This window comes from Priestia sp. P5, from assembly GCF_029522155.1.
GTDB lineage: Bacteria > Bacillota > Bacilli > Bacillales > Bacillaceae_H > Priestia > Priestia megaterium_E.
The window spans coordinates 1-12,234 of the sequence record NZ_JAKWFJ010000003.1 but is presented as its reverse complement, the minus strand read 5'-3'; the positions used below and the strand labels follow the sequence as shown (position 1 = coordinate 12,234).

General features: G+C 37.9%; 14 protein-coding genes, 1 rRNA gene and 1 riboswitch. Of the genes, 9 read left to right on the top strand and 6 right to left on the bottom strand.

What is annotated here, in order from left to right:
• The first annotated feature begins 5 nt into the window (after positions 1–5).
• Positions 6–410, top strand: coding sequence for a YugN-like family protein (locus MMB69_RS21580; RefSeq protein ID WP_014457925.1), 405 nt, complete (start codon positions 6–8; stop codon positions 408–410).
• Positions 411–419: 9 nt separating this feature from the next.
• Here MMB69_RS21580 and MMB69_RS21575 read toward each other — a convergent pair whose 3' ends face one another.
• The 3 genes from MMB69_RS21575 to cdaS form a co-directional block, all read right to left on the bottom strand.
• Positions 420–1,208 (bottom strand): potassium channel family protein, encoded by a 789-nt coding sequence (locus MMB69_RS21575; protein WP_028409582.1) that lies wholly within the window; start codon positions 1,206–1,208, stop codon positions 420–422.
• A 67-nt stretch (positions 1,209–1,275) separates the two neighbouring features.
• Positions 1,276–1,659 (bottom strand): VOC family protein, encoded by a 384-nt coding sequence (locus MMB69_RS21570; RefSeq protein ID WP_013085297.1) that lies wholly within the window; start codon positions 1,657–1,659, stop codon positions 1,276–1,278.
• Positions 1,660–1,756: 97 nt separating this feature from the next.
• Positions 1,757–2,383 (bottom strand): sporulation-specific diadenylate cyclase CdaS, encoded by a 627-nt coding sequence (cdaS, locus tag MMB69_RS21565; RefSeq protein WP_025752722.1) that lies wholly within the window; start codon positions 2,381–2,383, stop codon positions 1,757–1,759.
• A 313-nt stretch (positions 2,384–2,696) separates the two neighbouring features.
• Positions 2,697–2,799, top strand: a riboswitch (SAM riboswitch).
• 254 nt (positions 2,800–3,053) lie between these two features.
• Here cdaS and MMB69_RS21560 point away from each other — a divergent pair.
• The 7 genes from MMB69_RS21560 (at position 3,054) to MMB69_RS21530 (ending at position 8,923) form a co-directional block, all read left to right on the top strand.
• On the top strand, positions 3,054–3,767 hold the full coding sequence (locus MMB69_RS21560; protein ID WP_025752724.1) for a phosphoadenylyl-sulfate reductase: 714 nt from the start codon (positions 3,054–3,056) through the stop codon (positions 3,765–3,767).
• Positions 3,768–3,786: 19 nt separating this feature from the next.
• On the top strand, positions 3,787–4,866 hold the full coding sequence (locus MMB69_RS21555; RefSeq protein WP_277448430.1) for an inorganic phosphate transporter: 1,080 nt from the start codon (positions 3,787–3,789) through the stop codon (positions 4,864–4,866).
• A gap of 52 nt (positions 4,867–4,918) precedes the next feature.
• Positions 4,919–6,070 (top strand): sulfate adenylyltransferase, encoded by a 1,152-nt coding sequence (sat, locus tag MMB69_RS21550; protein WP_025752727.1) that lies wholly within the window; start codon positions 4,919–4,921, stop codon positions 6,068–6,070.
• A 12-nt stretch (positions 6,071–6,082) separates the two neighbouring features.
• The gene (gene cysC, locus MMB69_RS21545) at positions 6,083–6,682 is read left to right on the top strand and encodes an adenylyl-sulfate kinase (RefSeq protein ID WP_014457932.1); all 600 of its coding nucleotides are present in this window, start codon (positions 6,083–6,085) and stop codon (positions 6,680–6,682) included.
• 91 nt (positions 6,683–6,773) lie between these two features.
• Positions 6,774–7,553 (top strand): uroporphyrinogen-III C-methyltransferase, encoded by a 780-nt coding sequence (gene cobA, locus MMB69_RS21540; protein ID WP_014457933.1) that lies wholly within the window; start codon positions 6,774–6,776, stop codon positions 7,551–7,553.
• Positions 7,554–7,566: 13 nt separating this feature from the next.
• Positions 7,567–8,334: a sirohydrochlorin chelatase gene (locus tag MMB69_RS21535; protein ID WP_042991840.1), complete on the top strand. Its 768-nt coding sequence runs from the start codon at positions 7,567–7,569 to the stop codon at positions 8,332–8,334.
• Positions 8,315–8,923 carry an NAD(P)-binding protein gene (locus MMB69_RS21530; protein ID WP_277448427.1) on the top strand — a complete coding sequence of 203 codons (609 nt, stop codon included), beginning with the start codon at positions 8,315–8,317 and terminating at the stop codon, positions 8,921–8,923. Before MMB69_RS21535 ends, MMB69_RS21530 begins: the two co-directional genes overlap by 20 nt.
• Before the next feature lie 27 nt (positions 8,924–8,950).
• Here the strand turns inward: MMB69_RS21530 and MMB69_RS21525 are convergent, their stop codons facing one another.
• The 3 genes from MMB69_RS21525 to MMB69_RS21515 form a co-directional block, all read right to left on the bottom strand.
• Positions 8,951–9,628 (bottom strand): MgtC/SapB family protein, encoded by a 678-nt coding sequence (locus MMB69_RS21525; protein WP_042991842.1) that lies wholly within the window; start codon positions 9,626–9,628, stop codon positions 8,951–8,953.
• Between the two features lie 119 nt (positions 9,629–9,747).
• Positions 9,748–11,334: an AMP-binding protein gene (locus MMB69_RS21520; protein WP_277448426.1), complete on the bottom strand. Its 1,587-nt coding sequence runs from the start codon at positions 11,332–11,334 to the stop codon at positions 9,748–9,750.
• Positions 11,335–11,579: 245 nt separating this feature from the next.
• Positions 11,580–11,774: a hypothetical protein gene (locus MMB69_RS21515; RefSeq protein ID WP_013059575.1), complete on the bottom strand. Its 195-nt coding sequence runs from the start codon at positions 11,772–11,774 to the stop codon at positions 11,580–11,582.
• 350 nt (positions 11,775–12,124) lie between these two features.
• Between MMB69_RS21515 and MMB69_RS21510 the strand changes: the two genes are divergently transcribed.
• Positions 12,125–12,234, top strand: a 16S ribosomal RNA gene (locus MMB69_RS21510); the annotation flags it as partial.

The following is a 12,234-nucleotide window of genomic DNA, read 5'->3' as shown; positions in this document are numbered from 1 at the left end:
ATAAGATGATTGAATTATCTTCAAGATTAGACGGCACATTATTCAAGCTTTATGAATTAGAAAAAACGCTTAAGCCGCTTGGGTATAACATTGGAGGAAATTGGGATTATGATCATGGTTCATTCGACTATAAGATGAATGATGAAGTCGGCTATCAGTTTTTACGTATCCCGTTTACAGCTACGAATGGAGAACTGGATTCTAAAGGAACAACCGTACAGATTGGTACGCCATTTTTACTTTCACATAAGTATCAAATTGGCCTAGATGACAATGTTCACAATGGAAACGTGGGTGCTTCATTTAATCAGTTTGCAGAACCCCAAGACGCAGACGCTTCATTTCCAGAAAAGTATATCAGCTTAGGAGAAGAGCTAATTAGAGAGGCAGAAGAGGCGCTGCTTCGGTAATTGAAGGGACTATTCTTTTTTTAAACTCTCTAATTTTTTTACAAAAATATGTTCGTACATGACCTGACTAATCAACTCGTTTGTTTTAATCATTTCATTTACCCCCAAATTTTGCGCATTTTGAATATGCTTTTTTGTTAAAAGTTCAACGATGCTGTAAATAGAAGGGTTCAGTCCTTGCAGAGCGACTAGCGTAACAATAGTATTCATGTCTGCATATTCTTCTGTCTTATGCTGATCCGCAGTAATCAGCACTTTTTTTGCGTACCGAGCATTAGCAAGTTCTAATACCTCATAGTGAGAGGGACTTCCTTTAATAAAATGAACGCGATCACAGATCATGGGGTTTTTAGTCAGAGAGTCGTCGATAAGAACAATGTCTTCTTTATGAAATGCGTCGCGATAAGACTCTAACACGAGTTTGGCGCGCTCATTCCACCCCACAACGATGAAGTGATCTTTTCCATAAAACTTTAAATTTCCTTCCAGATAAGCGCTCTCAGCGGAAACAGCAATTTTAGAAAGCGTGACAAAATAAGTAGTAATAAATCCCGTTCCAATGAGGACTAAAATAATTGCAGCTAACCTTCCAATCGTAGTGGTGGGAGCAAAATCACCGTACCCTATAGTAGAGATTGTAATAATAACCCACCAAATTCCTTCAAACACATTCCCAAACGTTTGCGGCTCTAGGAAATGTATAAGCATGCCGAAAAGTAAAACAAGGCAGCCGATAATAAAAAGAAGCCGCACTAAAATAGAACGACGAAAAAGTCGAAATAATAGCCATTCCATCATAAAAATACCTCCAGTGATTAGTCATAGCCACAGTATGACCATTTTTCACTGAAGGTATAAGATATCTTTATCTTTTTACTTCGTAATATTCAATCCATTCTTTGTCTGGACCATAGAAAAATAAGTATCTTGCTCCATTTGGCAAAGTTACAATGTTTTCTTCCACAAATGAAACGCCTGCTGATTTTAAACGCTCAAACTCCTCTTCAATTCCGTCTACTGCTAGCGCGAAATGATGAACTTTACCTTCGTTAGGTAAGCTTGAGTTATACCCTTGAATTAACTCTACGATTACATTGCCTTCTAAACCTAGAAAAGCTAGCTTCAAAGATGGATCGGTATGTGGTAGTGTTTCGATGAGCTCTAATCCCACTTTTTGCGTATAGAACTCAATAGATTCTTCTATATCCTTTACTTGAACGCCTACATGTTCAAATTTTAAAATTGTCATATGCATCACCCGTATCTATAGTATGTAAAAACTATGAAATATATTAAAGAGAAAGGATATAGAAGTCAAGATAGGGCTGCTTATCAGGAAAGGGCTCTTAAATCATATTTTTGCTGGAGTGAATAGGGTAGAGGCTTCCATCAAGAGCAAACGAAATTTTGCCTGTTTCTTCAGATACAACTAAAATTAATGCATCCGATTTTTCCGACATTCCAATGGCTGCACGGTGACGTGTTCCCAATTTTTTGGTCGTTGAAATAATAGACGAGAGAGGTAAAACATTAGCAGCTGAGATAAGCTGATTATTTCTAATTAGGACGGCTCCGTCATGTAAGGGTGTCCCTGGATAGAACAGTGTTTCAACTAGCGTAGCGCTGACAGGAGCTTGAATAGGCATTCCTTTTTGAATAAGAGGGTCTACATTTTGTTCCCGTTCAATGACAATTAAAGCGCCGTGACGTTTCTCAGAAAGGTTATGAATAGCTAAGGACAGAGCAGCATATTCAAATGTATAAGGCGATAAGTAATGACGCAAGTAATAAGAGGCGGCCGTAGCTTGAACATCTTGAAATAACCTTCTCATCTCCTCAAAATCACATAGGATACAATGATCACTCGTGTCTAAATGTTTAATTAAATTAGAGGCTTCAGTTGAAATTTGCTGTAAATATGTTCGCACATTATTTTTAATTGTATCGTCTAATTGAAAGGGTTGTCTCTCCATCTTATATAGCTCCTATCTGTCAGTCAGTGTTATCTGTAATGTGTGCTAATGTGGGTGAATTATCCGTAAAGCTTATAAATCCCTTATTAATTTTATAGGGAGGTTTTGTGTTTTATTTAGCAAGAGAATATAAAAAGTTGGAGAAAAAAGAAAGCGTTTTATAAACTGGTATGTTCACATTTGGTTTAAATTTACATATGTTGTTTTAAATAAAAGTATAGATATTTCTGTGAATTTAAAGTATAGTTTTCTTATCGGATATATGATTTTTAATGTTGACAAATATTCTAAATATGCTAAAATTTTTAAAAAATGCTTATCAAGAGTGGTGGAGGGATCTGGCCCGCTGAACCCCGGCAACCTGCTTAGCAAGGTGCTAATTCCAGCAAAGTGTGTATCATTTTGAAAGATAAGGTGAAAATTTATTGCCTACCCAGTCTTTCAATATGGAAGACTTTTTATTTTGATATAGCGCAAGCGATAATTTAAGGAAGGACATTAATGACTGTAACCCCCGACTTAAAACAAATCTTTGAGCACGTGGAAGCAAAGTAAGAATTAAATAGTTTCGCTGACTAGACACACTAGAGGCGGTTTTATCCAATTCTAGTGGGTAAAACCGTCTTTTTTTATTGGATAACGCGGATAACTAAGAATTGGAGTGAAGAAAATGGCAGACTTATATACGTACGAAAACTGGAGTGATACATTTCCAGAGTTCGACAGTGAAGACGAAACAAAAGGAGCCCTTTCAGCATTGCAGTGGGCGTATGATACCTACGGAGATTCAATTATTTATGCATCAAGCTTTGGTATTGAAGGGATCGTGTTAATTGATTTAATTTCAAAAGTGAAAAAAGATGCTGAAATTGTCTTTTTAGATACGGGCGTTCATTTTAAAGAAACATATGAAGTAATTGATGCAATTAAAGAACGCTTTCCTGATTTGCGTATTCATATGAAAAAACCGGATTTAACGCTTGCAGAACAAGCTGAGAAACATGGAGATGAGCTTTGGAAGAGTCAGCCTAACTTATGCTGTCAAATTCGAAAAATCATCCCGTTAAGGGAATCTCTCGCTCCTTATGATGCGTGGATTTCTGGTTTGAGACGCGAGCAGTCTGAATCTCGTGCCAACACGAATTATTTTAATAAAGATGAGAAATTCAAGAAAGTGAAAGTCTGCCCGTTAATTCATTGGTCTTGGAAAGAAGTTTGGCGCTATGTGTATAAGCATGATTTACCATATAACAAACTTCATGATCAAGGCTACCCAAGCATCGGCTGTGAGCCCTGTACCGCACCTGCCTACAATGTAGACGATTTACGTTCAGGAAGATGGGCAGGTACACAAAAAGTTGAATGCGGATTACACGAATCTTAAATACGAAAGAGCTGAATAAATGATGCTTTTATATGTTGCCTTTATCATTGCGCTTTTTTTTGCAATGAATATTGGGGCAAGCGGTGCAGCAGCAGCTATGGGCGTTTCATACGGCTCCGGTGCGATTAAAAAGCGAAGAGTAGCCCTGTTCATCTGTGCTGTAGGTATTGTGCTCGGAGCCATTATCGGGGGCGGCGAGGTGGTAAAAACCATCAGTTCAGGTATCATACCTGAAAAATTGCTGTCAGTAGAATTAGTTATTATCATTCTGGCTGCTGCAACGCTGTCACTCTTTTTCGCGAATTTAATTGGTATCCCTCTATCAACAAGTGAAGTAACGGTTGGTTCAGTTGTTGGAGTAGGAGTAGCTTATCAATCTCTGTATGTGGAAAAACTTTTAGTTATCATGTCTTTTTGGATTATTGTTCCACTGGTTTCATTTGTCATTGCTTTTTTGATTGGAAAAGTGATAAAACGCAGAGCGCATAAAAAAGAAGTAGAGGGAAAATGGAAAAGAGTTTTAACGATTTTAGTTATAGCCACGGGATTCTTTGAAGCCTTCTCAGCTGGAATGAATAACGTGGCAAATGCTGTCGGTCCTCTAGTAGGAGCTGGATTAATGGATGCCACAACGGGTGTCATAGCAGGAGGATTGGCTGTGGCGCTTGGAGCCCTTTTACTAGGAAGCAGAGTTATTGAAACAAACGGGAAAAAAATTACTCGCTATTCTGTAGGAGAAGGGTGCATTATCTCGGGTACTGGTGCTTCTCTTGTTACAGCAGCTTCACTTTTTGGTTTGCCAGTACCGCTTACACAGGTCACTACGTCTTCTATTATTGGAATAGGAGCAGCGAAAACGGGATTCACGAAAGAACAGCGTGAAGTGGTCATTCAAATGTTAAAGGTTTGGATGGTATCCCCCGTATTTTCACTCGTAATCTCATATGTTCTTGTGAAATTAGTACTTGAAAGCGACTTATATTCATTTGTGGTGCTAGCTAGCGGCTGCATTGCCACAGCAGGTGTTCTAAGCTTAGCTAGAACGACTAGAAGAAAAAGAGCAAGCTTGCAGTCGGAAAAAGAAAAAATGACTGCGTGATTCAAGTGCTTTTTATTATATTGTGTTAATTATTTAAGGAGGATTTTACAAAATGACAACAATTCAAGCACACGGTGGAGAATTAATTAATTTATATCAACCAACATATGACTACACGTCACTAACAAAAGAAATCGAAGTAGATAACATGGCTTTAAGTGATTTAGAACTAATTGGAATTGGTGCTTACAGCCCAATTACAGGATTTTTAGGAGAAAAAGATTATCAATCAGTTGTTGAAAATATGCGTTTAGCAGATGGAACAGTATGGAGTATTCCTATCACTCTTCCTGTAACAGAAGAGCAAGCTAAAGAATTAAACATTGGCGACAAAGTAAAGCTTGTTCAAAACGGCGTAACGTATGGTGTTTTAGAAGTTTCTGAAGTATATACGCCAAATAAAGAAAAAGAAGCGGAAAATGTGTACCGCACAGCAGAACTTGCTCATCCTGGCGTGAAAAAAATGATGGAACGCCCAAATGTATACGTAGCAGGTCCAATCGTACTAGTAGAACGTACACCTAAAACGCGTTTTGAAAAGTATTACCTAGATCCAACTGAAACAAGAGCAGCATTCGAAGAACGCGGTTGGAAAACGGTTGTTGGATTCCAAACTCGTAACCCTGTTCACCGTGCGCACGAATATATTCAAAAAACGGCATTAGAAATTGTAGACGGCCTGTTCTTAAATCCTCTTGTAGGAGAAACAAAGTCAGATGATATCCCAGCAGATATCCGTATGGAAAGTTATGAAGTACTTTTAGAGAACTATTATCCTAGCGATCGTGTAGCTTTAGCAGTTTTCCCTGCTGCGATGCGTTATGCTGGACCTAGAGAAGCGATTTTTCATGCAATGGTTCGAAAAAACTTTGGATGCACGCATTTCATTGTAGGCCGTGATCACGCTGGTGTTGGTGACTACTACGGAACATATGATGCACAAAAAATCTTCAGTAACTTTACAGCAGATGAATTAGGAATTACACCTTTATTCTTTGAACACAGCTTCTACTGCAAGAAGTGTGAATCGATGGCGTCAACGAAAACATGCCCTCACAGCAAGGAAGATCATATGATTCTATCTGGAACAAAGGTACGTGAAATGCTTCGTAACGGAGAAGTGCCACCAAGCACATTCAGCCGTAAAGAAGTAATTGAAGTGTTAATTAAAGGATTAGCAAAACAAAAAGTATCTTCAAAATAAGGAGCGGTTGAAGTGAGCAAATCAACAAACATTACGTGGCATGATGCTGGAATTACAAAAGAGGAAAGACGGGAGCAAAATAATCATCACAGTTTTGTATTATGGTTTACAGGTCTTTCGGGTTCAGGTAAATCTACCGTAGCAAACGCAGTGGCAAAAGCGCTTTTTGATAAAAATATTCGTAACTATGTATTAGATGGTGACAATGTTCGTTTCGGCTTAAATAAGAATCTAGGGTTTTCTGCTGAAGATCGTACAGAAAATATTCGCCGTATCGGTGAAGTTTCTAAGCTATTTGTAGACAGCGGTCAAGTGGTACTAACAGCATTTATCTCTCCATTCCAAGAGGACCGCGCTCAGGTGCGTGAGATCTTAGAGGGGAATGAATTTTTAGAAGTATACGTGGAGTGTCCGTTAGAAGAATGTGAAAAAAGAGATCCAAAAGGCCTTTACAAAAAAGCAAGAAGCGGAGAAATTCGTGATTTTACAGGAATTGATTCTCCGTATGAGTCGCCGGCTAACCCTGAATTAACAATTAATACAAGCACACAGTCTGTAGAAGAATGTGTACAAACTGTTATTGAATATTTAGCTAACCGAAAATTTATCTAAATGACAGCGGACTTTGTCCGCTGTTCTAATTCAAATTAAAATGTGGGAGCGCTGCGGAGACGTGGAAATGATGGAAGGGTGAAAGGCATTCATGGGGAAAGTATATCTAGTCGGTGCAGGACCGGGAGATCCAGATTTAATTACGTTAAAAGGGTTAAAAGCAATTCAGCAAGCAGATGTTATCTTATATGATCGTTTAGTGAATAAGGACCTGCTGGAGTATGCTAAAAGTGATGCAGATATCATTTACTGCGGAAAGCTTCCGAACTACCATACCCTCAAGCAAGAAACAATTAACAACTTTTTAGTGAAATTCGCTAAAAAAGGAAAAATTGTAACGCGCTTAAAAGGCGGAGATCCATTTGTTTTCGGACGCGGAGGGGAAGAAGCAGAAGCTCTCGTGCAGCAGGGCATTTCATTTGAAATTGTTCCAGGAATTACATCAGGCATCGCAGCTGCTGCTTATGCAGGAATCCCTGTCACTCACCGGGAATACAGCGCAAGCTTTGCTTTTGTAGCAGGCCATCGTAAAGATAGCGAGCACGATGCAATCAAATGGGATAGCCTAGCCAAAGGTGTAGATACTCTTGCAATTTATATGGGGGTGCGGAACTTACCGTACATTTGCCAACAATTAATGAAACACGGAAAAACTTCTGCTACGCCAATTGCATTGATTCACTGGGGAACATGTACGGATCAGCGCACTGTAACTGGAACTCTTGGTACAATTGTTGATATTGTTAAAGAAGAACAAATTGAAAATCCAAGTATGATTATCGTTGGTGAAGTTGTGAATTTTCATGACCGATTAAATTGGTTTGAGAAGACGGGACAGCATTACTATTCGTTTGCACAAGAAGCTTACTAAAGAGGTTGATTATATGGATGCAGTTTTATATGTTTGCCATGGCAGCCGCGTAAAAGAAGGCGCTGATCAGGCAGTTGCTTTTATTGAAAGATGTAAAAAAAATCTAGATGTACCGATTCAAGAAGTTTGTTTCCTAGAACTAGCTTCCCCCACTATTGAACAAGGATTTGAAGCGTGTATTGAACAAGGTGCTACTCGTATTGCAATTGTGCCTCTTCTTTTATTAACAGCTGCGCATGCAAAACATGATATACCTGAAGAAATACACAAAGTATATGAACGTTATCCCCAGGTAGAAGTGTTGTACGGAGAACCGTTCGGCGTGGACGAACGAATTGTTGATATCTTGGTAGAGAGAATAAATGAAACCAATGTGGATAAGCATGAAGATTCGATGGTATTGTTGGTCGGCAGAGGAAGCAGTGATCCTGCTGTAAAAAAAGATTTTAATGAAATAGCTCAACTGCTAAAAGGTAAAGGAGCTTTTAAAGAAGTGAGCACATGCTATTTAGCTGCGGCTTCCCCTAATTTAAAAGAAGGCCTGCACCTTGCGAAACAAACTTCGTATAAGCAAGTATTCGTTCTTCCTTACCTTTTGTTTACCGGTATTTTAATGAACGAAATTAAGGAAGAATTGGAGCAGTTATCAACAGATGACCAGCAGTTTATCTTAGCCAACTACCTAGGTTATCATGATGGACTTGCACGCATTTTAAGTCATCAAGTAAAAACGTTATTATCGAGCAAAGGAAATCAATACGATGTATACCGTTATGCTTGATTTAAAGGATCGTTCGGTCTTAGTAGTTGGAGGCGGAACAATCGCAACTCGTAGAATTAAAGGTTTTTTACAAGAAGGAGCAGCCATTACAGTGGTTGCTCCAACTGTTTCATCTCAAATAAATGAGTGGGAAGCTAAAGGTCAGCTGTGTGTAAAAATAAAAAAAGTAGAAGTAGAAGACTTACTTAATGTTTTTTTTATTGTTGTAGCTACAAATGATAAAGCTGTGAACGAGTTTGTTAAGCAGCATATTAAAAATGATCAGTTGGTTAATATGGCCAGCAGTTTTTCCGATGGAAATATTCAAATTCCTGCACAGTTTTCTAGAGGGAGATTATCGCTAGCAATATCCACAGATGGCGCTAGTCCTTTGTTGACAAAACGAATTAAAGAAGAATTATCTTCAAATTATGATGAGAGTTACACACAGTATACACAGTTTTTGTATGAATGCAGAGTTCTTATCCACAGATTGAATGTGTCAAAGAGCCGTAAACATGAGTTATTAACAGAAATTATCGATGATCAATACCGGCTGTCTCTAGTAAAACAGAGGGGATTTTTACAACAGATTGAAAAATATAAATAAAAAAACGGCCAATTGGCCGTTTTTCATTTATACATTTTCAACTTCAATGCTACGAATACCACTGATTTTTTGAATCTCGTAATACACTTCTGTAGTAGGACGCTGATTATTAACTGACACTTTCATACGTATATATAATTCATTGGTGTCTAAATCTTTGATTCGAATATTTTTTATCGTAATATTCTTTTCTCTAATGCTGTTAGTTGTATCAAAAATATTGTGCTTATCAGCCAGCTTGAGTTGAAGAATAAGCTCTTTCTCGCGCAGTTGCCTAGGCCCTAGAATCGTAATAAGGAAAGGGAGAAGTTCAACGCTGATGATGAGCAGTACAACTCCGGTAATAGCTTCAGGATAAAACCCTGCACCTACAGCAATGCCTATACCTGCTGCCCCCCAGATAATAGCCGCTGTTGTAAGCCCGGAGATGCTGTCATTTTCTTTTCGTAAAATGACACCGGCTCCTAAAAAACCAATTCCAGAAACAATTTGAGCAGCCAGACGAAGCGGGTCCATTGTGATATGATCACCTTTATTAAAAATTTGAGAAGACTCAATCGAAACAATCGTGAGTAAACAGCTAATAATGGAAATTACGAGAGATGTTTTTAAACCAACAGGCTTTCGTTTTAGTTCCCTTTCAATTCCAATAATAAGACCAAGTACAGCAGAAACACCTAATTTGAGCAACATTTCATTTTCCATTATTTTCACCTATTTCAATAGACATTGTTGTTTATATCTGTATGAAAGAAGAAAAACAGATATGTATCAGTATAGTAAACTTTTCTTCATAATGACAGGTGAAATTCGAAAAAATCTGATTATTTATAAAGCGCTATGATCTTTTCTTTTAATTTATATTTTTGAATCTTGCCGGATGCCGTCATGGGAAAGTCGTCTATAAAATAAATATGTTCCGGAATTTTGAAATGAGCAAGCTTACCTTTGCAAAAGTCTTTGATTTCTTGAGCGGTAAGAAAAGAATGTTGCTTGAGTTTAATGCATGCAGCAACTCTTTCTCCATACTTTGGATCAGGAATACCGACAATTTGCACATCTTCTACCTCGGGTATTCTATATAAAAACTCTTCAATTTCTCTTGGATAAATATTTTCGCCTCCTCTAATAATCATATCTTTTAAACGTCCCGTAATTCTTACATAGCCATCTTTATCGATGGTAGCTAAATCTCCTGTATGTAGCCAACCTTCTACAATTGTGTTTTCTGTTTCCTCCGGCATTTTATAATACCCTTTCATTGTTAAATATCCTTTTGCACAAAGTTCTCCTTGTTCTCCGAAAGAAGCTTGTTTACCTGTAACTGGATTAATAATTTGAATCTGTACATGATCATGCACTTTGCCAACCGTTTGTACTCGCCGCTCGATAGAATCAGTTGGGGTTGTTTGGGTAATTACAGGAGATGTTTCGGTTTGACCATAGGCGATAGTAATTTCGTTGATACCCATGTCATTTATGACTCGCTTCATTACTTCTGCTGGACAATTAGAACCAGCCATGATTCCTGTGCGAAGAGTAGATAAATCATATTGATTAAATTCAAGTGCATTTAATTCCGCAATAAACATAGTTGGTACACCGTGAAGCGCTGTACATTTTTCTTTCTCTACGGTGCGTAAAACAGAGGAAGGCTGAAATTCAATAATCGGTAGCATAGTAGCACCTACGGATACGCATGCTAGAACGCCCAGCACACATCCAAAGCAATGAAAGAAAGGAACTGGGATACATAAGCGGTCTTCGTTAGTCAGTTTCATAGACTGAGCAACTAAAAAGCCGTTGTTTACTATATTATGGTGACTTAGCATAACTCCTTTTGGAAAACCTGTTGTTCCGGAAGTATATTGCATATTGATAACTTCATGGATATGTAGGGATTGCTCATGCTTATCGAGAACCTCATCCGATACCATTGAGCTACTCATTAAGAACTCGTTCCAAGAAGTATGTTCGCTTGATCCACTTAAGTTTATAAGATGTTTTAGTTTGGGAAGATTATGTTCAATACCGGTGATAATAGACGTATAAGAAGTGCTTTTAAATTCATCAATGAAAAATAGCGCTGCTGTATCAGAATGACTCAATACATACTCTAATTCAGAGGATTGGTAGCTTGTATTAAGGGTAACCAAAACAGCGCCTATTCTAGCTGCTGCGAATTGCAGAAGCAACCATTCCGGCACATTGGTAGCCCAGATAGCGATATGATCGCCTTTTTTGAGACCGGTGGCTAGAAGTGCCTTTGCAACTCGAGAGGTTTCTTGATAAAACTCTGCGTACGTATAGCGAATATTTTGTTCAGAGTAGATAACCGCTTCTTGATGCCCAAACTTTTTTGTACTTTCTTTTAAAAGTTCTCCAACCGTTAATTCAAGCAATGGTTTCATTTGGTTTCCTCCTTGAATAATGTTAAAGTATACATGAAAGCGCTTTCTAAAAGTAGTTTATCAAATTTAAAGAAAGTGTTCCAAAAAATCATTCGACAAATTCCTTCACTGTCCATCGTACGTATGAAGAAGGGGGGGGAACTAAATTTATCGTATTGATTTCAATAAGTAAGTATACCGAATGCGAATATTGTAATAAAATAAAGAAATGTCTCCTTTTTATAAGAAGACAACGTAACATCATGTTAATAAAGAATGGTATAAAAATATGAAGTAAACAAACAAAAAATCATGCTGAATGTTGAAAGTGAAATAAATGAAAGGCCGTTGACTTTGCCTTCTTTATTAGACATTTGAATTGATTCCCAATAAGCAAGTGAAATTAAGAGAATAGACATACAAAAGGACAAATAGAGTGCAGCTGCAATTAAGGTATCCAAGTGAACGCCTCCTTGGCGGATAATGATTTAATAGACATTATGCTAGTTTGGGTCTAGATATGCTAGTATCTATTAATTGGCTAACGTTTCGTGTACGAGAAAATAGTTTTTAAAAATATATCAAAAAACTATTGCACAATAAAAGAAGGCATGGTATATTATTAAATGTCGCTAAGATGAACTGCTGAAGTAAACATCGAAGTGATAAATAAAAAAACTTGTTGACAACTAGGTTGCAACTTGTTATGATAGTAAAGTCGCTTAAGAGCGGCGGTTGAACTTTGAAAACTGAACAAAGCGACAAACGTCAACGTTAATTTTTATTTTTTAAATTGAGCAAGTCAAACATTTCTTCGGAGAGTTTGATCCTGGCTCAGGATGAACGCTGGCGGCGTGCCTAATACATGCAAGTCGAGCGAACTGATTAGAAGCTTGCTTCTATGACGTTAGCGGCGGACGG